22 protein-coding genes are annotated in these 23,057 nt (G+C 61.9%); 12 read left to right on the plus strand and 10 right to left on the minus strand.

The features are described from left to right. Positions 1–61: 61 nt before the first annotated feature. The 7 genes from cycA to ABIE52_RS29875 all read left to right on the plus strand — a co-directional run bounded on the left by cycA (position 62) and on the right by ABIE52_RS29875 (position 8,269). Positions 62–1,525, plus strand: coding sequence for a D-serine/D-alanine/glycine transporter (cycA, locus tag ABIE52_RS29845; RefSeq protein ID WP_003946351.1), 1,464 nt, complete (start codon positions 62–64; stop codon positions 1,523–1,525). 122 nt (positions 1,526–1,647) lie between these two features. Continuing rightward, complete coding sequence (locus ABIE52_RS29850) at positions 1,648–2,418, plus strand: M23 family metallopeptidase (RefSeq protein ID WP_003946431.1); 771 nt, start codon at positions 1,648–1,650, stop codon at positions 2,416–2,418. Positions 2,419–2,544: 126 nt separating this feature from the next. Further along, positions 2,545–4,050 carry a glutamate-cysteine ligase family protein gene (locus ABIE52_RS29855; RefSeq protein ID WP_050654664.1) on the plus strand — a complete coding sequence of 502 codons (1,506 nt, stop codon included), beginning with the start codon at positions 2,545–2,547 and terminating at the stop codon, positions 4,048–4,050. Between the two features lie 141 nt (positions 4,051–4,191). Beyond that, the gene (locus ABIE52_RS29860; RefSeq protein ID WP_007727672.1) at positions 4,192–5,085 is read left to right on the plus strand and encodes a universal stress protein; all 894 of its coding nucleotides are present in this window, start codon (positions 4,192–4,194) and stop codon (positions 5,083–5,085) included. A 176-nt stretch (positions 5,086–5,261) separates the two neighbouring features. Then, positions 5,262–6,302 (plus strand): LLM class F420-dependent oxidoreductase, encoded by a 1,041-nt coding sequence (locus ABIE52_RS29865; protein ID WP_007727670.1) that lies wholly within the window; start codon positions 5,262–5,264, stop codon positions 6,300–6,302. 358 nt (positions 6,303–6,660) lie between these two features. Further along, positions 6,661–7,554, plus strand: coding sequence for a universal stress protein (locus ABIE52_RS29870; RefSeq protein ID WP_003946389.1), 894 nt, complete (start codon positions 6,661–6,663; stop codon positions 7,552–7,554). A gap of 76 nt (positions 7,555–7,630) precedes the next feature. Further along, positions 7,631–8,269 (plus strand): response regulator, encoded by a 639-nt coding sequence (locus ABIE52_RS29875; RefSeq protein ID WP_003946380.1) that lies wholly within the window; start codon positions 7,631–7,633, stop codon positions 8,267–8,269. Between the two features lie 3 nt (positions 8,270–8,272). On the opposite strand, the gene ABIE52_RS29880 is transcribed toward ABIE52_RS29875, so the two are convergent. The 5 genes from ABIE52_RS29880 to ABIE52_RS29900 form a co-directional block, all read right to left on the minus strand. Continuing rightward, a complete protein-coding gene (locus ABIE52_RS29880; protein ID WP_042921348.1) occupies positions 8,273–9,964 on the minus strand; it encodes a sensor histidine kinase in 1,692 nt (563 codons plus the stop codon). Positions 9,965–9,991: 27 nt separating this feature from the next. Next, positions 9,992–10,687 carry an SRPBCC family protein gene (locus ABIE52_RS29885; RefSeq protein ID WP_192712286.1) on the minus strand — a complete coding sequence of 232 codons (696 nt, stop codon included), beginning with the start codon at positions 10,685–10,687 and terminating at the stop codon, positions 9,992–9,994. Between the two features lie 19 nt (positions 10,688–10,706). Next, positions 10,707–11,039: a cupin domain-containing protein gene (locus tag ABIE52_RS29890; RefSeq protein ID WP_003946336.1), complete on the minus strand. Its 333-nt coding sequence runs from the start codon at positions 11,037–11,039 to the stop codon at positions 10,707–10,709. 84 nt (positions 11,040–11,123) lie between these two features. Continuing rightward, the gene (locus ABIE52_RS29895) at positions 11,124–11,615 is read right to left on the minus strand and encodes a dihydrofolate reductase (protein WP_003946393.1); all 492 of its coding nucleotides are present in this window, start codon (positions 11,613–11,615) and stop codon (positions 11,124–11,126) included. Between the two features lie 2 nt (positions 11,616–11,617). Further along, positions 11,618–12,418, minus strand: a complete 801-nt coding sequence (locus ABIE52_RS29900; RefSeq protein WP_003946427.1) for a thymidylate synthase — start codon at positions 12,416–12,418, stop codon at positions 11,618–11,620. A gap of 86 nt (positions 12,419–12,504) precedes the next feature. Between ABIE52_RS29900 and cobF the strand changes: the two genes are divergently transcribed. From cobF to ABIE52_RS29920, 4 genes are all read left to right on the plus strand, one after another. After that, the gene (gene cobF / locus ABIE52_RS29905) at positions 12,505–13,245 is read left to right on the plus strand and encodes a precorrin-6A synthase (deacetylating) (protein ID WP_042921340.1); all 741 of its coding nucleotides are present in this window, start codon (positions 12,505–12,507) and stop codon (positions 13,243–13,245) included. Between the two features lie 76 nt (positions 13,246–13,321). Next, entirely contained in the window at positions 13,322–14,488 is a 1,167-nt protein-coding gene (locus tag ABIE52_RS29910) for a GGDEF domain-containing protein (protein ID WP_223304416.1), read from the plus strand. Between the two features lie 43 nt (positions 14,489–14,531). Next, complete coding sequence (locus tag ABIE52_RS29915; protein ID WP_192712287.1) at positions 14,532–15,707, plus strand: GGDEF domain-containing protein; 1,176 nt, start codon at positions 14,532–14,534, stop codon at positions 15,705–15,707. A gap of 40 nt (positions 15,708–15,747) precedes the next feature. After that, positions 15,748–16,614 carry an Fpg/Nei family DNA glycosylase gene (locus ABIE52_RS29920; RefSeq protein ID WP_003946349.1) on the plus strand — a complete coding sequence of 289 codons (867 nt, stop codon included), beginning with the start codon at positions 15,748–15,750 and terminating at the stop codon, positions 16,612–16,614. Here the strand turns inward: ABIE52_RS29920 and ABIE52_RS29925 are convergent. Beyond that, the gene (locus ABIE52_RS29925) at positions 16,607–17,482 is read right to left on the minus strand and encodes a LysR family transcriptional regulator (protein ID WP_007727651.1); all 876 of its coding nucleotides are present in this window, start codon (positions 17,480–17,482) and stop codon (positions 16,607–16,609) included. The two genes, ABIE52_RS29920 and ABIE52_RS29925, sit on opposite strands and share 8 nt — an antisense overlap. A 72-nt stretch (positions 17,483–17,554) precedes the next feature. On the opposite strand from ABIE52_RS29925, the gene ABIE52_RS29930 reads away from it, so the two are divergent. Next, on the plus strand, positions 17,555–18,787 hold the full coding sequence (locus ABIE52_RS29930; protein WP_042921334.1) for an MFS transporter: 1,233 nt from the start codon (positions 17,555–17,557) through the stop codon (positions 18,785–18,787). 30 nt (positions 18,788–18,817) lie between these two features. On the opposite strand, the gene ABIE52_RS29935 is transcribed toward ABIE52_RS29930, so the two are convergent. From ABIE52_RS29935 to ABIE52_RS29950, 4 genes are all read right to left on the minus strand, one after another. Then, positions 18,818–19,597 (minus strand): DUF427 domain-containing protein, encoded by a 780-nt coding sequence (locus ABIE52_RS29935; RefSeq protein WP_192712288.1) that lies wholly within the window; start codon positions 19,595–19,597, stop codon positions 18,818–18,820. Between the two features lie 57 nt (positions 19,598–19,654). Further along, on the minus strand, positions 19,655–20,131 hold the full coding sequence (locus ABIE52_RS29940) for a nitroreductase/quinone reductase family protein (protein ID WP_003946395.1): 477 nt from the start codon (positions 20,129–20,131) through the stop codon (positions 19,655–19,657). A gap of 199 nt (positions 20,132–20,330) precedes the next feature. Further along, positions 20,331–22,139: a DEAD/DEAH box helicase family protein gene (locus ABIE52_RS29945; RefSeq protein ID WP_192712289.1), complete on the minus strand. Its 1,809-nt coding sequence runs from the start codon at positions 22,137–22,139 to the stop codon at positions 20,331–20,333. Beyond that, positions 22,139–22,999, minus strand: a complete 861-nt coding sequence (locus ABIE52_RS29950) for an SDR family oxidoreductase (RefSeq protein WP_007727644.1) — start codon at positions 22,997–22,999, stop codon at positions 22,139–22,141. The genes ABIE52_RS29945 and ABIE52_RS29950 overlap by 1 nt, the downstream gene beginning before the upstream one ends. Positions 23,000–23,057 lie beyond the last annotated feature (58 nt).

A 23,057-nucleotide genomic window follows, 5' to 3' on the forward strand; every position in this document is an offset into this window, starting at 1 on the left:
GTTCCCCCGACGGGCACGATTTCGATGCCCCGGATGAACCGTATGACGAGGGGGATCCTCCGTGTCCGACCACGCGAATACACCAGACCTGACGAAGCCGTCCGGCGAAGACCCCCACCTCTCACGTCAGCTGTCCAACCGGCATATCCAGCTGATCGCCATCGGTGGTGCCATCGGCACCGGACTGTTCATGGGATCGGGCAAGACGATCTCGCTCGCCGGGCCCTCCGTGATCTTCGTGTACATGATCATCGGATTCATGCTCTTCTTCGTCATGCGGGCTATGGGGGAGCTGCTGCTCTCGAACATGGCGTACAAGTCGTTCTCCGACTTCGCCGCGGATCTGCTGGGCCCCTGGGCGGGATTCTTCACCGGCTGGACCTACTGGTTCTGCTGGATCGTCACCGGCATCGCGGACGTCATCGCGATTTCCGGGTACTTCAAGTACTGGTGGCCAGGGCTCGCGGCGTGGATTCCTGCTTTGCTGACGATCGCGGCGCTGCTGCTCCTCAATCTCCCGACCGTTCGCGCCTTCGGTGAAACCGAGTTCTGGTTCGCGCTGATCAAGATCATCGCCATCGTCAGCCTGATCGTCGTCGGCATCGTCATGGTCGTCTCCGGGTTCACGGCGCCGAACGGTGCCACCTCCGGTATCGACAACCTCTGGAACGACGGCGGGATGTTCCCGACCGGATTCATGGGCTTCGTCGCCGGCTTCCAGATCGCCGTGTTCGCCTTCGTGGGTATCGAGCTCGTCGGTACGACGGCAGCCGAGGCGAAGGACCCGGAGAAGAACCTGCCGAAGGCCATCAACTCCATCCCCATTCGTGTCCTGCTGTTCTACGTCGTTGCACTGACCGTGATCATCGCGGTGACTCCGTGGCGTGAAATCAGCGCAGACAAGAGTCCGTTCGTCGCCATGTTCACACTCGCCGGCCTCGGCATCGCTGCTTCTGTCATCAACTTCGTCGTGCTGACCTCCGCTGCATCTTCGGCCAACTCGGGTATCTACTCCACCTCGCGCATGGTGTTCGGCCTTGCGCAGGAAGGCGACGCACCGAGGGCCCTCGGCAAGCTGAACTCACGCAAGGTCCCCGCGAACGCCCTGATGTTCTCGTGCATCTTCCTGCTGGCTTCGTTGATCCTGCTGTTCTCGGGCGATTCCGTGATCGAGGCCTTCACCGTCGTCACGACCATTTCGGCGCTGCTGTTCATGTTCGTGTGGACGATCATCCTGGCGAGCTACATGGTGTACCGGAAGCGTCGTCCGCACCTGCACGAGGCGTCGAAGTTCAAGATGCCCGGCGGCATCGTGATGTGCTGGGTCGTGCTCGCGTTCTTCGTCTTCATTCTCTGGGCACTGACAACCAAGGACGACACCCTGCAGGCACTTCTCGTCACGCCGATCTGGTTCGTGGTTCTGGGCATCGCGTGGGCGATCATCCGGCGTCGACCCGCTCACCGGGCACGATACGACGCATTCAAGTCAGAACTGGACGCCAGCCGACAGAACGGCGACAAATAGTTTTGGTCAAGATCGGGTAACGGTGGCGGCCGCCTTGATCAAACTGTTACATTCTTCGGCAGACAGAGGAGCGGGCTTCATCAGAAGGACGCTGCACGCCGACGACTGACGGAGTACACACTGTGGGAAACCACCACCGCACGGGCAATGACGATGTTGTCTTCGAGATCGATCCCGAGGCAGCAAGCGGCCGCCACCGCACCCCGTCGGCTGGCCCTGGTGCCGGTGTCAAGGCAGGTGTCGTAGCTGCGGCTACCGGTGCACTCCTCGTCGGTGCAGGCCAGATGGGCGCAGGAACCGCTGCTGCGGCGCCGGCAACACAGACCATCGCCGGCATCGAAATCCCGCAGGGTCTGCTCCCCGAGGGCGTTGTCGTTCCGGCTGAATTGGCGGCACTTCCGGCTCTCGACATCCCCGAGCTTCCCGATTTTGCTGCCGACCTCAACACGCAGGCACAGCAGTTCCTCGCTGGGATCAACCCCGGCACCTCAGCTCGTACCGTGCAGCCGGTGTCCGGAACGCTTACCTCAACCTTCGGTTCGCGCTGGGGAGCACACCACGGCGGCCTCGACATCGCGGCTCCGATCGGTACGCCGATTCTGGCTGCAGCCGACGGCCAGGTCATCGACGCCGGCCCGGCGTCAGGTTTCGGCCTCTGGGTCCGCGTCCAGCACGACGACGGCACGGTCACCACGTACGGCCACGTCAACGACTACCAGGTCAACGTCGGCCAGCGCGTCAACGCCGGCCAGCAGATCGCCACCGTGGGTAACCGTGGCCAGTCCACCGGCCCGCACCTGCACTTCGAGGTTGCCGAGAACGGCGCAAAGGTCGATCCCGCAGCGTGGCTGCAGGCTCGCGGCGTAGCTGTCACCTGGGTCGACAACTCGTAGAAGAAACTTTCGGAGAACTGCGGTGGCGTCGGGAAATTCTTCCCGGTGCCACCGCAGTTCTCGTTTGTCGGTGACACCGGACGGATAGCCTTCAGTGACGTTGATCGTCGAAGGGGGGAATGCGCAATGGGTGCAGAGGTCACGGCGCGAGAATTCACCAGAGCCGACCGTAGGCTCTTTCGTAAGAAGGTGCGCTCGTGCGTCGACGCCATGAAGCAGATGCTCGACGGTGGTGACTTCCGAGACGCCGTCGACAAGCCCGCTCCGCTGTTGGGCATGGAGATCGAGTTCAACCTCGTGACCGGCGACATGACGCCCGCGATGTCCAACCGTGAAGTGCTCGAATCCATCGACGACTCTGCGGTTTTCCAAACCGAGCTCGGACAATTCAACGTCGAGATGAACGTCGAGCCCGGCCCACTCACCGGTGATGCGACTTTCGAATTGGAGAAGAAACTGCGGGCGTCCCTCGACGTCGCAGACGCGCGAATCCACGCGCACGACGCCGAGATGGTGATGATCGGGATGCTGCCGACACTGCAGCTCGAGCATCTCGATCGTGAGTGGATCACCGCCAACCCGCGCTACGAATTGCTCAACGAGCAAATTTTTGCCGCGCGAGGAGAGGACATCGAACTCGACGTCGAAGGTGTCGCGCTACCCGGTGGCGACGTGGAAATCCTTCGGGCCGACACCAATTCGGTGGTGCCGGAGGCGGCTTGTACGTCCATGCAGTTGCACCTGCGCGTCGCGCCGGAAGAATTCGCAGCGCACTGGAATGCCGCGCAGTGTCTGGCCGGAGTACAGGTGGCGCTTGCGGCCAATTCCCCTTTCCTGGCAGGGAAGGCGCTTTGGCACGAATCACGCATTCCGATCTTCGAACAGGCAACGGACACCCGAACTTTCGAGCTCAAGAACCAAGGTGTGCGACCGCGAGTGTGGTTCGGTGAGCGGTGGATCCATTCGGTTCTCGACCTGTTCGAGGAGAATTCACGGTACTTCCCGGCGCTGCTCCCTGATGTCTCGGACACCGATCCACTGGAAGTGCTCGCGGCGGGCGGGGTTCCGGAGTTGAGCGAGCTTCAGATGCACAACGGCACGGTCTATCGCTGGAATCGGCCTGTCTACGACTGCTCGGATGGCAAGCCGCACTTGCGTATCGAGAATCGGGTGCTGCCGGCCGGGCCGACCGTCGTCGACATCATGGCCAATGCGGCCTTCTACTACGGAACCGTTCGCGCATTGGTGAACGCGGAGCGGCCACTGTGGTCGCACATGTCGTTCCATGCGGCCGAAGAGAACCTGCACATCGGCGCCAAGTACGGACTCGACGCCACCCTGTACTGGCCGGAGATCGGTTGGGTCGGTGCCGACGAGTTGGTCCTGCGAAGGCTGCTGCCGTTGGCGGACGAGGGTTTGGCCGACTTCGGATTGTCCGCCGCGGCCCGCGATCGGTACCTCGGCGTGATCGAAGGGCGGTGCATGAATCGGCAGACCGGTGCCGCCTGGCAACGCGAGCAAGTGGCGCACGCGGAGGCCTCGGGCGCGGACCGCTCGACTGCGCTCACCGGAATGCTCCGCGGTTACGTGGAGAACATGCGGACGGGAGATCCTGTTCACACCTGGTCCTGATTGCTCTGCTAATTCTCCTATCCGTCAACAGTTTCGGGGACCTAAGTCCCCGAAATGAAGAGGGGGCGACCCCAAAAAAGCCGGACAAGTGGGATGGTTAGAGTGAAAGTGGCTCGGTTACTTCTTCAGGAAGGTGGGCACATGAGTTCACGCGAACATAACAGTGTTGTTGTCGGAGTCGAGGGTTCGGACACTGCGTCCACAGCGCTCCGCGAGGCCGCGAAAATCGCCGCCCAGCGCGAATTGCGACTCGACATCATCCACGCTCTCGACTTCGCGCCTTACGGTTTCGGCGGACCGTACGTCGACGCGGGTGGGGTGTACGAATGGGTCGAAGAGGCCGGAAAAGCGATCTTGGCAGAGGCGGAACAATTCGCCCGTGAGATCGATCCGAAACTCGAAGTTCACACCGAAATCGCCATCGGCAGCGCAACTCAGTGGCTGATCGAGAGTTCGGCACAGGCCAGGCGGGTCGTTGTCGGAGCGTCGGCGTCAGGCAAGGCGGCGACAGCAGTCCTCGGCAATACCGCGGTCGGTGTGGCCAGTCACGGCAAGTGTCCGGTCATCGTCGTCCGAGACCGCGATGGTGCGGTGCCCTCGGAAGGACCCGTAGTGGTCGGCGTCGACGGCAGCGCATTGAGCGCCCAGGCCGTCGGTGCGGCTTTCGAGGAAGCGTCGTTCCGCGGAGTCGAGTTGGTGGCGTTGCACGTGTGGAGTGACCTCGGCAGTGCGGCATTCGAAGACCCGAGGGCCGCTGCGCTTGCCCCGCAGTCTCTCGAAGAGGAAGAGCACGCGGTACTCAGCGAGAGCTTGGCCGGATGGTCCGAGCAATACCCGGACGTGAAGGTCCGGCGCGAGGTATACCTCGACAACCCACGCGGACGGCTGTTGGACTGGTCGGCAAAAGCGCAGCTCGTCGTAGTCGGAAGCCGTGGTCGCGGTGGATTCCGCGGCATGTTGCTCGGCTCGACCAGCAACACCCTGATCGCTTCGGCCAAGTGCCCCGTCATGGTGGTTCGCCCCGAAGAATCCTGACCCTCGACAGGCTCTCCCACTACCCCGTTCATTTCGGTCATCGAATATGAACGGGGTAGTCACATGAATGCGGACTCAGGTTCCGTAGTGTTCGATGTGAGTAAGTGTTCGATGGGAGTACCACTGCTCGTGTGCGCATCGCACACGGCAGCAATCGTCAGGATTGGGGTTACAACGTGCGTATCGGTATGGGTTTGAACTACAGCGGCGGGTTCGCCGAAACCGTCGAAGAGGTCGGTGACCTGGAGAAGGCGGGCCTCGACATCGCCTTCGTCCCGGAGGCGTATTCCTTCGACGCCGTCAGCCAGCTCGGTTACCTGGCGGCCAAGACGTCGACCATCGAACTCGCTTCGGGAATCTTTCAGATCTACACCCGTACCCCTTCGTTGACCGCCATGACGGCGGCGGGCCTGGACTTCGTCTCCAACGGTCGCTTCGTGATGGGACTGGGCGCTTCCGGACCGCAGGTGATCGAGGGGTTCCACGGCGTCAAGTACGACGCTCCGCTGGGACGCACACGTGAGGTCGTCGAGATCTGCCGTCAGGTATGGCGCCGCGAGAAGGTCGAGTACCAGGGCAAGTACTACCAGGTTCCCCTCCCCGCCGAGAAGGGCACCGGACTCGGAAAGCCGCTCAAGCTGATCAATCATCCTGTGCGTGAGCGCATCCCGATCCTGATCGCTTCGCTCGGACCCAAGAACGTCGAGCTGACGGCGGAAATCGCCGAAGGCTGGGAACCTATCTTCTTCCATCCGGAGAAGGCAGCAAGCGTGTGGGGTGAGCCGATCGCCAAGGGCAAGGCCAAGCGCGATCCGAGCCTCGGTGAGCTTCAGGTGTACGCGTCGCCGGCACTGGCCATCGGTGACGACGTCGACCACATGCTCGACTGGGTACGCCCGAGCCTTGCGCTCTACATCGGTGGCATGGGCGCCAAGGGCAAGAACTTCTACAACGATCTCGCGGTGCGCTACGGCTACGAAGAGGCCGCCGAGAAGATCCAGGATCTCTACCTCGCGGGCAAGAAGGACGAAGCCGCAGCAGCAGTGCCGGACGAACTGGTTCGCGCAGTGTCGTTGATCGGTCCCGAGAGCTACGTCAAGGAACGCGTCGCAGCCTTCGCCGAAGCCGGTGTCACGACGCTCAACGTCACGCCGTTGGCGGCCGACCGCAACGGCCGAGTGCAGCTGATCGAGAAGTTCCGCAAGATTTGTGACTGACCCTGCTGTGCGCCTTTATTAACCGCCGGCGGTTAACAAAGGCGCACAGCAGAGCAGGTGGTTCGGGATCTCCTGCGTACGAAACCCGATTTTGGGCGCTTGTTGACAGGACTTTTTTCACTTCTGACCGGTCGGGTTCTTCACCTAACGTGGATCGAGTAGCCAGGGTTTGCGTGCGAATCCGGCACCGGTGGCCTCGTTGACGCCCGAAAGGGATGTTGGCGGGGCCGTTGCCGCAGTCCACCCGAACACCCAATGTCCGATTTGGGACTCGCGTCGGCTGATGAATCCTTTTTGCCGTCATTGGGCAATAGTGTGAGGGCGAAGAGATTCTGTGGTCGATTGTGGAGGGACGAACATGAGTGCAACCAAACCCGTCGTCGTAGCGGTAGACGGTTCGGAATCGGCGTCGTCGGCTGTCGTCTGGGCGGCGAGGACCGCGGTGGCGCTCGGTCGACCGCTCCACATCGCGACGGTGGTGCACATCCCAGCCTTCTACTACTCCGAGCCTTACCTCGCCGAGAGCTTCAAGGACGAACTGCGGCGCACTGCCACCGCTCGTCTGGACAGCGCACAGATCCTCGCGCGGCAAAGCATCGACGACGACCTCGAGATCGTCACCGAACTACTCGACGGCAGCGTCTCCGATCGCCTGATCGAATTGTCCAAGGGCGCGTACATCATTGCGCTCGGCCCTCGCGGGCACGGCGAATTCACCGGATTGGTCGTCGGTTCTGCGACGGTCTCGGTTGTCTCGCACGGCGAATCTCCGGTTGCAGTTGTCCGAGGACGGACGCTCGACGGTCGACCGCCGACCGAGGGCCCCGTCGTCGTCGGTGTCGATGGATCCGAAAGCAGCATCGAGGCAGTCGAGCACGCTTTCGAGCAGGCCTCCGCGCGGGGCGCCACCTTGATTGCCGTCAACGTGTGGAGCGACGTGAGTGTGCAGCCCTCGTTGGGCGCCACCCCCGACGACCCACTGTGGAGCAGCATCCAGACGGGTGAGGAAGTTGTCCTCGCCGAGCAATTGGCCGGATTCACCGAGCGTTACCCGGACGTCGTCGTCGAAAGAGTCGTCGCGCGTGACCGTCCGGTCCGAGTCCTGAGCGAATACGCGGAGACGGCGCAGTTGATAGTCGTCGGCAGTCGCGGGCGCGGCGGATTCGCAGGAATGCTCCTCGGATCGACCAGTCGGGCGCTCCTGCACACCGCGGATTGCCCGGTTCTCATCGTCCGGCACGTCAACAAGTGAAGAGAATGCATTCCATGAGTTCTGAGTCCACCGTCTCCGGTACCGTTCGACGTGAGATGTCTTTTGGAGGGGTTCGATGACAACGCGGATATTCCTGGTCGACGATCACGAGATCGTCAGACGCGGATTGTTCGACCTACTCGGTGGGGTCGAGGACTTCGTGGTGGTGGGCGAGGCGGCGTCCGTGGGGGAAGCGCTGGCTGCGGTACCGCAGAGCAACGCCGACGTCGCTGTTCTGGACGTACGCCTGCCTGACGGCAACGGCGTCGAACTGTGCCGAGAACTCCGCTCGATGCTTCCCGACCTCCGCTGCCTGATGCTCACGTCGTACGCCGACGACGAGGCGTTGCTCGACGCGATCATGGCGGGCGCCTCGGGATTCGTCCTCAAGCAGATTCTCGGAACCGACTTGGTCGCTGCAGTCCGCACAGTCGGGCGCGGCGGTTCACTGCTCGACAGTCGTGCAACCGAGGCGCTGATGCAGCGGATCCGCAGCGACCGTACAGCAGATCCGTTGGCCGAACTTTCCGATCAGGAGCGAGCAGTCTTCGACCTCATCGGAGAAGGGCTCACCAACCGGGAGATCGGCGCGCGATTGTTCCTCGCGGAGAAGACGGTCAAGAACTACGTGACGCGTCTGCTCTCGAAGCTGGGCATGCAGCGTCGTACTCAGGCTGCGGTGCTGGCGACCGAAATCCGTAGCGGCAGTCGCTAGGATCTAACGACCGGATTTCGGTCGATTCGAGTTGGTGCGACCGAGCGGTACTCGCCAGAGCAGGCGTGCACCGCTCGGATCGTGATTGACGATCGTGCACGTACCGCCGCAATGTTCGGCGCGGCGCTCCAGATTGTGCAGTCCACTCTTGTGGAAGTCGGAGGGGAGTCCGACGCCGTCGTCCTCGATCGTGATCGCAAATTCGACGTCCGCGGTGACAGCGATGGTGATGTGGCGTGCGTGTGCATGCCGAAGGACGTTGCTCAACCCCTCACGCAGCACGGCTTCGGCGTGCTGGTGGATCCCGGGATTCACCAGAGTGTCGATGGCGCCGGAGAATTGGACGCTCGGGGTCACAGCGGACTGTGCGGTGGCGTCGCCGATGACATCGAGGAGGCGTCGGCGCAGGCTCGACGAATCGGTGGCCGTCGGAGTCTGCAGATCGAAGATGGTTGTCCGAATCTCGCGGACTGTCTTGTCGAGCTGTTCGAGAGATCGTTTGACAATCGCGCGCGCCGACTCCGGGAGGGTCTCGTCCGGAAGCGTGCTCTGCAGGCTCATTCCGCTCGCGAACAGTCGCTGGATGACGTTGTCGTGCAGGTCTCGTGCGATGCGGTCGCGGTCGGCGAGAACGGACAACAGGCGTTGCGCCTTTTGTTTCTCGTCGAACTCGATTGCAACGGAGCCGAGTTCGGCCATCGACTCGATCCGGGTCAGTTCGTCGTGATCCCAGTGTGTGTTGGTGGAATTCGACGCCACGATGACCGCGCCGACTACACCCGAGGCGACGCACATCGGTGCCACGACCGCACTCCCAGCCGACGGCACCAGTTCGGTGAGTGCGCCTAAAGTGGTGAGTACCTGTAGCTTTCGAGTGCTCCGCACCACGTCGAACGGATAAGTGGTCGCCGGGATTCTGACTCCACGTGACGTGGTCCGGGCGCTGGCCGCGGCGTGAACCTGTGCGTAGCCGTTCTCGCAGATCACCACGATCACGTCGTCGACGCCGGTCAGGTCCCGAACGCGACTGGCAAGAAGTTGCAGGCCGTCCTCGAGCGAGTCACCGGCCAGCAACCGCGAGCGGATGGCAGATGTTGCGGTGAGCCATCTTTCACGAGTTCGTGACTGCTCGAACAGTCGGGCGTTTTCCACAGCGATACCGGCTGCGATGGCGAGGGCTTCGAGAATGACCTCGTCTTCTTGGGTGAACTCGGCCTGTCCCCGTTTCTCGGTCAGGTAGATGCTTCCGAACACCTTTCCCCGCATCATGATCGGCGCTCCGAGGAAGCTCTCCATCGGTGGATGATTTGCGGGGAATCCCACCGATTCGGGATGGTCGCCGAGATGGGCCACACGCAAAGTCTGCGGGTGATTCATCAGAACACCCAGCACGCCATGACCTTCGGGGAAATGTCCCATGGTCGCGCGTTGGGACCCGGAGATTCCCTCGTACACGAATTCCGAGAGCCCGCCCCCCGGCGCCGCGACCCCCAGGGCGCCGTAGCGGCAATCCAGAACCGTTGTCGCAGAGGTGATGATCCGTTGAAGCGTCAGGTCGAGGTCCAGGCCGGAGCCGACCACCAGGACCGCCTCGAGCAGGCGGTGGAGTGTCGGTATGTCGGCATTGGAATCGCCCAGGCGGTCGAGCAACTCGCCGAACGTACGTGCCGGACTGTGACCCGAAGCTTCGACCATGGTCGAAGCATATCGCCTCACCGAACGTCAGCTCTCCTGGCGGCGACCTTCCCACCACGACGACCAGTGATGCTTGATCTCGTCGAACTCGTCATCGCTCAGGTCGTAGGTGGTCAGCAGGATGGACATGCCTCCGTCGGGCCGCTGCGCCGTCACCGACTGGGTGGCGACAGACAGCAGGCCAGGGCCGAGATCCTCGACTGTCAACCCGAATTGGTGGTCAGTGACGTAGTCGACGACGCCTTCGAAATAGTCGCCGGGAGCGATTGTCACCGCGTACCGACTTCCCGCTTCCAATTCGATTTCGGTGAGCCCGAGGACGCTTGCCACGTTCTCCCCGGGGAGCAGAAGGCCGTCGAGATAAATGGTTTTACGCTCGGCCAGTCCGTGGTGCTCCACTGCGAATCTGAGCAACTGGAGGAATGTCGTCCAGCCCTCGGTGATGTCGTCGTACCAGTCGTCGTCGGCAGATTTGGCCGGCCGATCGATGCGGACGACCGTCTTGCCGTCCTGTTCGCGAAGTGAGAAACGGTCACCGTTTCCGAGTTTCAGCGTCAACGCTTCGGGGTCGACCTCAGCGGTGGAGTAGATCTGGGTGATTTCGTCGTCGAGTCCGTCGTACTCCCAGCCGAACCAACGTCGAATCAGCGACGGGTCGCGCAGCGCGGGCCAGAGTACGGACGGGGCTGCGACGATGGACACTTCGATCACGGTTTCGCTCACGCGGAAGACACCACCGATTTCAGCCCTTCATGGCGACGGTCAGTAGAAATGCAACGTCTTCGAGCGCTTCGACGCTGTGCCGGTCGGCCGGGACGGTCAGGAAATCACCCGTGGATCCTTTCCACTGGTCACTCCCACACACAAGATTCAGCTTCCCGCTCAGGACCAACAACGTGGCTTCGCCCGGACTGTCGTGTTCGGCGAGGCTCTTGCCGGCGCTCAGCGCGATCACCGTCTGTCGCAGGCTGCGCTGGTGGCCGCCGTAGACGGTTTGTGAACTGCGACCGCTGGTCGCCGAGCCCGCCAGTTTCAACTGTTGGCGAGCGAGAGCGGTCAGTGACTTCTTGTCCATCGAAGACCTCTCGGAAGCGGTGAATGTCCTTCTTGGAGTATGACCGACTCACTCGCGAGGTGCCTCGTTATCGGCGGAAGTCGGTCAGCGCGTGTACTCCAACCAGCGGAAGCGCAGGCCGCTCTTCTCCGAGGTCTGCCAGGGCTCGTCGGATTTCAGGTTCCATTCGGGGCCGATCTCGGGAGCAAAAGCATCGCCGGCGATGTCGAGGTCGATCTCGGTCACCAGTAGATGCGTTGCGAATGGCAGTGCAGCCGAATAAATTTGCCCGCCACCGACGACGAAGACGTCACCGTCCGGCAACGCCAGGGCGTCGTCCAGACTGCGGACCACCTCGGCGCCTTCGGCGTGCCATTGCGGATCGCGTGTGACGACGATGTTCCGACGCCCGCTGAACGGACGGAACTTCGATGGAATGGAGTCCCAGGTGCGCCGCCCCATGATTACCGGATGGCCCATGGTGACGCGTTTGAAGTAAGCCATGTCCTCGGACACGCGCCACGGGATCGAGTTGTCGGCGCCGATGACGCCGCCGTGGGCCTGCGCCCAGATGAGGGTGACTGTGCGATCGGTCATCGTCAGACCGCTACCGGGGCTTTGATCGCGGGGTGGTGCTGGTAGTCGACGATCTCCACGTCCTCGAAGGTGTAGTCGAAGATGGAGTCGCGCTTGTTCAGCTTCAGGGTCGGCAACGGCAGCGGTTCGCGGCCGAGCTGCTCGGTCACCTGGTCGACGTGATTGTCGTAGATGTGGCAGTCGCCGCCGGTCCAGACGAACTCGCCGACGTCGAGTCCGGCCTGCTGGGCCATCATGTGGGTGAGCAGCGCGTAGCTGGCGATGTTGAACGGAACGCCGAGGAACATGTCGGCGCTGCGCTGGTACAGCTGGCAGGAGAGCTTGCCGTCGGCGACGTAGAACTGGAAGAAAGCGTGGCACGGCGCCAGGGCCATCTGCGGAATGTCGGCGACGTTCCACGCCGAAACGATGATCCGCCGCGAATCGGGGTTGGAGCGCAGAGTCTCGACGGTCTGCGTGATCTGGTCGATGTGCTCGCCCGAAGGGGTGGGCCAGCTACGCCACTGGACGCCGTAGACGGGGCCGAGTTCACCGTTCTCGTCGGCCCACTCGTCCCAGATGGAGACGCCGTGCTCGTGCAGCCACGCCACGTTGGAGTCGCCGCGCAGGAACCACAGGAGTTCGTTGACTATCGACTTGAGGTGGACCTTCTTGGTGGTGACGAGCGGAAAGCCGTCGGCAAGATCGAAACGCATCTGGTGACCGAAGATGCTGCGGGTGCCGGTTCCGGTTCGATCGGATTTGGCGGTACCCGTCTCCATGACGAGCCGGAGGAGGTCTTCGTAAGCAGTGGAAACAGTCACGGGAATCAGTCTAGGGCCTGCCCTGCTGTGCGCCTTTATTAACCTCCGGCGGTTAATAAAGGCGCACGGCAATATAGCCTCGGCACATGCGCGAACTCTTGGTGATCGGTATCGGTGCTGGTGATCCCGACCAGGTGACGGTTCAGGCGATCAAGGCTATGAACAGGGCCGATACCTTCTTCATCATCGGAAAGGGTGACGAGAAGCAGGCCCTGGTCGACTTGCGCACCGGCATCCTCGACGAGCACGTTCACCTCGACTACAAGGTGGTCGAGATCACGGACCCGCCGCGGGACCGAACCCCGACCGACTACGAGGGCGTCGTCGAGGACTGGCACGAGCGTCGGGCCGCGAAATTCGAAGCGGAATTCGCGGCCGAACCTGGCGTCGGCGCGATTCTCGTCTGGGGTGACCCTTCCCTCTACGACAGCACTCTGCGGATCGTCGAGCGCGTGCTCGCTCGCGGGAGAGTTTCGTTCGACTACTCCGTCATCCCGGGAATCACCAGCGTGCAGTCGCTGGCTGCACAACACCGGATCGTCCTGAACCGAATCGGCGAACCCATCCACATCACGACCGGCCGCAAACTGGCCGAGGGATTGCCCGACGGCGTGGACAATGCCGTCGTGATGCTCGACGCGCATTGCACCTTCACTCAGGTAAGCGAAAACGACGCCGAGATCTGGTGGGGCGCGTACCTCGGGACCCCGGACGAGGAGTTGATTTCCGGCAAACTGCGTGACGTCGAAGATCAGATCGTCGCTCGCCGGGCGGAGTTGCGTGAGAAGCACGGTTGGATCATGGATACGTACCTCGTTCGGCGCTGACAACCGACCCTGAATTTGCCGCCTCGATCCTGCACTCTTGATCCCGAACGACGGTCTGCGCACCTATGATCTGCGCATGACATCGTTCGGGCAGGACCGACTGCAGTCGATTCTGCCCGCGCCGCGTGGCCGTGAAAAATCAGCTGTGAAGTCGGCTTTCGACCTTCTGGTTCAGTGGTATCGGCGTCCTGATCAATTCGACAGTTTCAATCGATACCTCGCCACGAAGGGCCTGGAGCTAGCTGTCCGATTGCTGGTCATCGGCTCGCTGACGACGGTCATCATTGCGATGACTCTGCTGCGCTTCAGCGACGCGGGCGTGCACAACCACGTCACCAGCGTCGTCAACGCCGTTATCATCGCCGTCACGATTGCGGTGATCGTGCTCTTCTGCCTTCTGCCCGAAATCACGCGTCGGTGGTCGTACTTCTTTGTCGCCTACTGCGAGGTCGGCGTATTCGTCGGTGTGTTCTTGAACAACGACCCTTTCATCGGGTTGATCCAGTGTGTGCTCTTCGTACTGATCGGTGGTTACATCGCGTACTTTCACAACGCGAGACTCCAGGCGGTTCACATCGCGCTGTCCATCGTGGTTCTGGCAGTGGTCGGCCGAAAGGTTGCGGTCTACGCGGATCCTGCGTTGGCCACCGCACTGTGTCTGATCATCGCCACCGGGATCGTGGTCATCCCGTTCGCCTGTCAGTTCGTCCTCTCACTTCTCGGCTCCGACGCGGACAGTTCGGATGTGGATCCGTTGACAGGGCTTCTGAATCGGCGCGGGCTGCAGCGAGCTGTTGTCGAAATGGGGGCGACGGGGCATGCGTCGAGCAAGTCGTCGTATGTCGTCGCGATTGTCGATGTCGATTCGTTCAAGAGCGTCAACGACTCACAGGGGCACGAAGAAGGCGATCTCGTACTTCGCCAGATTGCTGATCGACTGCGGTGGTGCGGCGGCGAGAAGGCGCTCTTCGCCAGATTCGGTGGGGACGAGTTCGTGTTGGTAGACACGATAGACGTCGGCGCAGCGCCTGCGTTCGAAGACAATCTGCGAAGGCACTTGCGAATCGACGATCGTGATCCGGTAGTGACCACCAGCGTCGGAGTCGCGATCACCTCTGCCGAATGGTCGTCGATTATTTCCGACGAGGAGTTGACGGAACTGTTTCGAGTAGCCGATGCCTCGATGTACCGCGCGAAGGCCGCCGGCGGCGATCAGGTTGTGATGTGGGACGGCAAACAGTGAAAATTGTCTGATTGCGGGGAGTTGACTGGATTACCCTGACACTATGGAATCTGCCGAGAGTGTTGAGCGTTCGGACGCCGTGGCGTCTCGACGACCGCTCTCGGGTCCCGCGTTCCGGCTGATCTCTTCTCAACTTGTCGATTGGTATCGGCGTCCGGACCAATTCGACACCTTCAGTCGCTATCTCGCGGACAAAGGGTTGACCGTCGCCTCGCGGTTTCTCGTCGTCTGCTCGTTGGTACTGGTCACCGTGATCATGTTCCTCACTCGCTTCAGTCCACAGGGACCGACCACTTCGCACGCGCGCTCCGCGAACGCAGTCATCATGGTCATAACCGTGATGATGGCCGTCGCCCTCTCGACGAGGCGAAATCTCTCCCGTTCCTGGTCTTACGCCTTTGTGCTCTACTCGGAAGTGGGAATAGCGGCCGCAATGCTGCTGTACTCCAATCCACTTGCAGCACTGGCACACGCCGTGATGTTCTCGGTGATCGGCGGATACATCGCGTTCTTCCACAATGCTCGAATACAGAGCCTTCACATGTTGTGGGTATTCGTCGTGGTCATCGGCATCGTGACACGTACGGCCGTGGTCGAAAACGATGTGGATGTTCCGGTTCTGGTCGCGTTGGTAGTACTGGTCGGCGCGGCAATCTACGTGATTCCCTTTGCCTGTCAGTTCATTTTCTCCATCCTCGGCACCGACGCGTTGAACTCGCAATTGGACCCACTGACGGGACTGCTCAACAGGAGGGGACTGGCCGACGAAGTACGACTGTTGCTGGAGCAGTCGTACACGCACTCGGCGCTCTTGGTAGTCGCCGCCGTCGACATCAATCGATTCAAGGCCATCAACGACGAGTACGGACATACCGTCGGTGACGCTGTGATCGAAAAAGTCGGATCGAGGCTGGTCGAATGCGCCGGCCCGGCGGCCTTGATCGCACGGATAGGCGGCGACGAGTTCGTCATCGTCGATTCGGTCGATCAACGCTCGTTCCATCGACTCGAACATGAGCTACTCCGTTCGACGATCACCTCGCCCGATCATCCCGAGGTGGCGATGAGCGTCGGAATCGCGAAGATTGCAGGGCCTTTCGAATCAGCGGATGATGCGCTGGTCGCCTACCCGACTCTGCTGCGGCGAGCGGATCGGGCGATGTACTCCGCGAAGGCACGCGGTGGGCATTCGGTGGTGCTGCAGACGGAAACGGACTGAGCGCGCTGTGAGTGTCCGTGGTCGGCGTTAGTCTGTTGCCATGCCTGAACTACCCGAGGTGGAAGCGCTGGCAGGGTTCCTTCGTCAGCACGCGGTCGGCGCAGTGGTGGGACGCGTCGACATCGCTGCATTGAGTGTGCTCAAGACCTTCGATCCGCCGATCACTGCTCTGCAGGGGCGTGACGTCACGGGCGCCGCCCGCTTCGGGAAGCATCTGGCTCTGGATTGCGACGGGTTGTGGTTGGTCACGCATCTCTCCCGTGCCGGCTGGATGCGCTGGCTGGACAATCCATCGGCGACGCCGCCGAAGCCGGGGAAGGGGCCGTTGGCGCTGCGCGTTCATTTCTTCACACCCGAAGGTTCGACGCCGGCATTCGATCTCACCGAAGCCGGCACCAAGAAACGCCTCGCCGTCTGGGTCGTGAACGATCCGCAGGAGGTTCCGGGCATCGCCCGGTTGGGGCCGGACGCGATGGCCGTGACCGAAGCCGAGTTCGCACAGATTCTGGGCGGAACGTCGGCGCGGATCAAGAACTCGATAGTCGATCAGTCGTTGATCGCCGGTATCGGGAACGCCTACTCGGACGAGATCCTCCACACCGCGAAACTCTCGCCTTTCGCGACCTCGTCGCGGCTGACGCCGGATCAGATTTCGACGCTGTATGCCGTGATGCGATCCACGCTGGCCGACGCGATCGAGCGTTCGGAAGGTCAGGACGCGGCCCGGCTCAAGGGTGAGAAACGCTCGGGGATGCGAGTGCATGCTCGTACCGGACTTCCGTGCCCGGTGTGCGGTGACGTCGTACGCGAAGTGTCGTTCGCGGAGCGTTCTTTTCAATACTGCGCGACGTGCCAGACCGGCGGTAAGCCGTTGGCGGACAGGCGAATGTCGAAACTGCTCAAGTAGCGAACTGTGCTGCGAGTAGTTCGACGAACTCGCGGGCGAGTGCCGACGAATGGGTGGGTTCGGTGATTGCGTGGACGATCCGATGCGGCGCATCGGTGATCGGAATACAGACCAATTCGGGGTGCAGGGCGCTCATGGACTGGGGGAGCAAACCTACGCCCAGGCCGTTGGCGGTCAGTGAACAGATCAGGTCTACCGAGTTGGCTTCAAGTGTTTTTCCCCGAGGGACCTGTGATTCGGCGAAGGCTTGGTCGGTTTGGACACGGGCCTCGCTGCCGGAGGCGAAGTCCACGAGAGTGTGATCGCGTAGGTCTTCGAGCCTGATCGACGAAGCCTGGGCAAAGGGATGGTCAGGAGCAACGAACGCTGCGGTGGGTTCACTCCACAGCGGCGCGGCGGCAAAGCTCTTGGGTAGGCGACCTGCGGCCAATCCGACAATGCCGACGTCGATTGCACCGGACCGGACTCCTTCGATAACTACTTCACTGCCGTACGGTCGCGCGGTGATGTTGATTGCAGGGTGGCGCCGTGTCAGATCTGCCAGCGCGCGTCCGACGTCGACGCGCCCCGCCGAGGTGATGGTGCCGACCGTCAACCGCACTTGCTCGTTGCTCCGTGCGGAGACATCACTGACGAGTCTCGACACGGCGCCGAGTACCTCGCGGGAGCGGGCGACAAAAACCTCGCCTGCAGCAGTCAGGCCGACGTTTCGGCTGTTCCGGTTGAACAATTCGACTCCCAGTTCCTTTTCGAGGTCTCTGATCTGGGCACTCAAGGCGGACTGGGAAACGTGCAACCGCGACGCTGCTCGGCTGAAGTGTCTGTCTTCCGCGACTGCCAGGGCGTAGCGGATGTGACGTAGTTCCATCGCACCAATCTATCGTTTCTGGAGATAGATCATGCATATCTATCTATTGGACGCGCGTCGGTGTAGGCGGTCATGCTTGACGACATGATTTCAAGCGACGCGCGTCCGAGGCTCGGACTACCAATAGTGCTGCTGATGGCTGCAGCGACGGGCCTGTGCGCGGGCGGTAACTATTTCAACCAGCCACTCCTCGATTCCATCGCAGATCACCTGAATGTGTCGGCCTCCGCAGCGGCCGCGACGGTGACCATCGCGCAGGTCGCGTATGCACTCGGATTGATACTTCTGGTTCCGGTGGGCGACATGGTGGACCGACGCAAGCTGACGGTAGGGCTCATGCTGCTGGCGGCGACCGGTCAAGCGGTCAGCGGATTTGCGCCCAACTTTGCCACGCTGGCAGTGGGAATCGCTGTCGCTGGAGTCTTTTCGGTCGCCGCCCAGGTGCTCATTCCGTTTGCCGCCTCACTGGCCGAACCTGAGAGGTCCGGTCAGGTGGTCGGCACGATCATGAGCGGACTGCTGATCGGAATCCTGCTGGCGCGCAGCGTTGCCGGCGTCCTCTCCGGACTGGGAGGTTGGTCGACGGTATACAAGGTTGCGGCGGTACTGATGGTGGTGATGGCCGTGGCATTGTGGCGATCTCTGCCTTCCGATTCCGCAGATCGCCCGAAGGCAAGCTACCGCGCAACGCTCGCTTCGGTAGGGAAGTTGGCTGCGACCTTGCCGCGCCTGAGAACCCGATCGGCCATGGGCGGACTGGCTTTTGCTGCTGTCAGCACCGTCTTCACGACAATGGCCTTTCTTCTGTCCGGCGAATTCGGCTACAGCGACACTCAAATCGGCTTGGTCGGACTACTCGGTGTGGCGGGAGCTTTGATGGCGACGGTGGCGGGCAGACTGGCCGATCGGGGATTGGGTCAGCTGGCGACCGGCGGCGCCATCGCGATTCTCTTGGTGTCGTGGCTTCCCTTTGTCGCCGGTGCCACCCACGTGGTGTGGTTTCTCGTTGCCATCGTCCTTGCCGACCTCGCGCTGCAGGGAGTGCACGTCAGCAACCAGAACGTGATCTACGCCCTTGTCCCCGAAGCGCGTTCGCGTGTGAATTCCGTGTACATGACCACCTACTTCGTCGGTGCTGCCGTGGGCTCGGCGGTGGGGTCAGTGGTGTGGAAGTCGTACGGCTGGAACGGAGTATGCATCGCCGGGTTGGTCTTCTCCGTTGCAACGGCGATGGTGTGGGTGCATGATCGCCGACTGGAGACGGCTGAACTGCGAATCCCGGAATCCCCTGTTGCAGTGGGGTAGGCACCCACACCGTCTCGGCTCCAGCACCTTTCAGATTTCGGCACCGTCCACCAGGATCTTGCCGACGCGTTCGGGATAGAACGACACGTGGTCGTCGATCCCGGACGCTTCGGCGGTAGTGAACGGATAGAACCACGCCAGATCCTCGATCGGAGCGAGTTCGGTTGTGCCGGTGAACGACAGATACGACGCAGTGCCCTTGTAGGGGCAGGCCGTGGTGGTCGGGGACAGCGCAAAGTACTCGCTGCGAACGTCGATTCTCGGAATGTAGTACCGCGTGGGCAGTCCGGTTTCGAAGAGCAGTCTGGGTCGTCTCGTCTCGGCGACCAGTATGTCGCCGACAAAGACCTGGACGTGGCGGGACGAGGGGAGTGCGTCGATACGTACGTATGGATCGCGGGCGTGGACAAAGACCTGTTGATCCTCCTCGTACCAGGCGTCCATGCGATCCCAATAGAATGCGACGTACTCACTCAGATCCAGGGAACCGTCGAACTGTTCAGGGTAGGTCCAGACGGCGTCCTCGGCCCGGCGATCCCCGATCTCGATCGTCCAGTAGGTGGCGTCACCTTTCCATGGGCAATGGGTGGTCGTCGACGTCGGGACGAGGAATTCGGTACGAACGTCCGCGAGGGGGATGTAGTACATCGGCAGGCGGCCGCGTTCGAAAAGGTATACCGAACGAGTGGTGTCTGCGACGGCGTGACCAGCGAAGAAGGCTCGAATTCGGCGGGGGTTCGGCTCCAGTGCGATCCGCCCGTTGGAAGCTGTGATCTGTGTGTCTTCTGCGTGAGTCAGTGCTGTGGACATTCGCGAATGCTCCTGAGATCGGCAGGGTGGTCCTTCCCATCCTGCGCCCGGCAGCAGTTATTTGACAGGTTGGAGTCGAAATACGCGGATCTGGCGCCCGAATGCTCGATCGGCGTAGGTTTCGTACGGCGGCCACGTGGTGGTCGCGAGCTCCCACAGCTTCTTACGCGTGGCGCCCTCCGCCAGACTCGCACCGACCGGTATTTCGACGCCCTTCACTGTCACGATTGCGGTGGGGTTTGCCATCAAATTGAGTGTCCATGCTGGATGCGTATCCTGCCCCCAGTTCGAACCGACGACGACAAACGCATCGCCGTCGGGTGCGTACAGGAGTGGCGTGGTTCGAGAACGGCCGGTCTTACGGCCCGTCGTGGTGAGCAGTAGCTGAGTCACGGTGTTCTCTCCGACCAGCGAGAGCTTGCCTCCCGACACTCTCTGCACTGCTCGATCGAGCGGAACCAGATCCTTGCCGAGATCCGAGAACCATTGTGTATGGCCGACATTGCGCATCAATGACCGGTAGATATTGCGCATCGGACCCCTCGCATTCTCGGCACTGTTTCGAGGCTGGTGCACCTCGACTCGAAAGAGTCTGCCACGTCTGGTCACAGATACCTGAGTCCCAAGGTCCCGAAAGGAATGAAGCGGTCAGCCGAATTCGGTTTTGGTGGAGTAGAATTGGGGCATACCGCCGAAACCGTTCGTTTGTGCGCGTTGGACGGTCGTTGGAAGATCAACCCTCCGAGGTCAAGACATCAGGCTCTAGCCACTCGACGCCGAGCAGTTCGGACAGCGACCGCAGACCGGATCGATCACCACCTTTCAGACCTGTGACCGAATTGAGATTGCGCAACATGACCGTGGCGACGTCCTCTTCCTTGGTGCCCACGCCGAAGGGTATGACCCACGGGCACGTCTGGTAGTCGCGATGCGACCGACCGAACGTCTGTTCTGCCGCGATCCCTGAGTATCGCGGTTGATGAAAGATTCCCGTCCGTGGCAACGGGGACGCGTGAGTGCCGTCCGGGAGTGCTTCGTTGGCATGGAGCGAGATCGAGGTCGTGACATTGAAGACGATGACCGGTGCGTCCCCGCGTTGAAACCGCAGACGTTGACCCTCCTTGTCCGGCACCGCGCCGAACAGTTTTGCCACCGAGATCCCGGCGTCTTCGATCATCTCGACCAGTGGATCACCTGCCGTGGAGACGAATTCGACGGTCACCAACACCTGCTTGCCTGCCTTGACCTGCGCCTGCGCCCACTGGGCCGTCGACTCGGCGCGGATCATGCCCGCTTTCTGTCGGTAGCGCAGAACCAGCGCACGGCCGCGCGCGATGTTGCGACTCTTGCGGGCCAATCCCATTTCGTAGGCGTACTCGGCCCACTCCGTCTCGTACTCGGCGCGCTGGGCATGGGTGAGGTCGATCGGCATACCGTCGAGCGGAACAGGTCCCCACGGAGTCGGTCGATGAATCATCAAGGGCGGTTTGCTGTTCGACATCCACCCACGCACGGTCTCGAGCGCGCGAGATTGCAGCGTAGGTGATTCCTTCGCCTCTGCGCTCCACGTCCACTTCCCGTAGGACTTGTCCAGCGGAAGGCCGGACTCGACCAGCCTGGCGCCCAGGTCGGACCAGTACTCCGAAGGTTCTGAATGCAGCTGCGCGAAAAGCGGTGCCAGGTAACGCTGGTCGGCCGGCGTGTGTCCCGGTGTTGCCGTCACGGACAGGACGAACGGCGCTTGCTCGTGAGCATTCGAAAAGCGCGCGACCTTCTCGAATGCCGCCGTGCGCTGTGTGTCGTTGCTGTACAGCTGGGCCTCGTCGGCAATCACCACACCGAACGTGTACTTGGGGCGGCCGTTTCGCGCGATCAGCTTCTTCAATTGGTCAGGCGACATGATCAACCAGCGGAATCCACCGTCGCCCACCGAGGCGATGGAATAGCGCCAATGCGGAATGGTGATCTGTGCGGGTCGATCGACGAGGACGAGGATGTTGGTTTCGCCGCGCTCCTCGGCAATCGTCTTGGCAGACATCACTGCGATCAGCGTCTTACCCAGGCCTGCATTGTCTGCCAACAGAAATCCGCGTTTGCCGGCGCGAGCGGCATCGACGACGGCTGCAGCCCCCGAAACCTGCTCGGGCCGAGGAATTTTGGGTGCAGCAACGGGACGTTCACCGGTGCTGTCATTGATGTCGTCCTCTACCCACTGCTGATAAGAGAAGGGGAGTGCCTTGAATGGAGCGAGTTCTACGGGCAACTCCGTACCGACCCACGCGTAGCTCTTCCATTTCTTGACGAACTGCGCACCAGGCGCCGGCGTCCGAAAGGGAACGTCGAGGAGCCAGACTCTCTCACCAGGGCCGGCAGTCGGCACATCCGGCATCGTCGCGCGTGAGCTCTTCTTTGCGACAGTCTTCTTCGGGGCGGTCTTTCTGGTCGTGTTCCTCTTGGGTGCAGCCTTCTTCGGTGCAGCCTTCTGCGGTGCAGCCTTCTTTGCGGCAGCCTTGCGTGCCGTGGTTGCTTTGCGTGGTGGCATCAGGCGGTTTCTGCTGTGAGGAATTCACGCAGCGTGAGCGCAGGCCGGCCGACAAGGTCCTCCACGGTGCCCGTGATCAGCGCCAATTCACCCTGCGCGATTGCGGTGTACGTCGACACCCATGCGTCGAGTTCCCAAGCGGGTGCGTTGTACGACGCCCGCGATTCGTAAGCTTCCTCGAGCGTTTCCTCGACGTACGTGGTTCGCTTGCCGGTGACTTCGGTGATGATGCTCGCGGCCTCGGAGAGCGTCAGTGCCTCCCGTCCGGTCAGGCTGTACGTCTGTCCGACATGAGAATCCAGATCCTGCAGAACCGACACAGCGACGGCAGCAATGTCGGAGCGCGCTACCGCGCCGACGAGACCGTCCCCTGCGGGTCCGCGGATCACACCGTCTTCACCGGCGAGAGCGGGTAGGAAATCGAGGTAGAAGCTGTCGCGCAGGAAGGTGAATGCGAGCCCGGAAGCGCGGATATGTTCTTCGGTGACCCAGTGATCGCGAGCGAGCGTGAACGTCGCGTCCGGAGCAGCGCCGAGGAAAGACGTGTACACGATGTGCCTGACCCCGGCCTCCGCTGCGGCGTCGATGAAGGTGCGGTGCTGATCCAGACGATCTGCGCTTTCGGCCGCCGAGACCATGAAGAGGGTGTCGATTCCGGCCAGAGCCGCGAGAGCGCGCTTCTGATCCCCATACGTGGTCTCGGCCGAATCGGCACCGGGGAGCTGCGGTAATCGGTTGACCGACCGTGCGATCAGCCGCTGTGGGACACCGGCGTCGGCCAACGACCGGGCCACCAGTCCGCCGATATGACCGGTCGCGCCGGTGACGGCGATCCTCGCAGACCGTGAATCTACGGACATGGTGCCCCTCCTTCGGTCGGTGTGCATCCCATCTTGCCGGAACCCACTCCCACGTCAG

Source organism: Rhodococcus sp. OAS809 (assembly GCF_040546695.1).
Taxonomy (GTDB): domain Bacteria; phylum Actinomycetota; class Actinomycetes; order Mycobacteriales; family Mycobacteriaceae; genus Rhodococcus_F; species Rhodococcus_F qingshengii.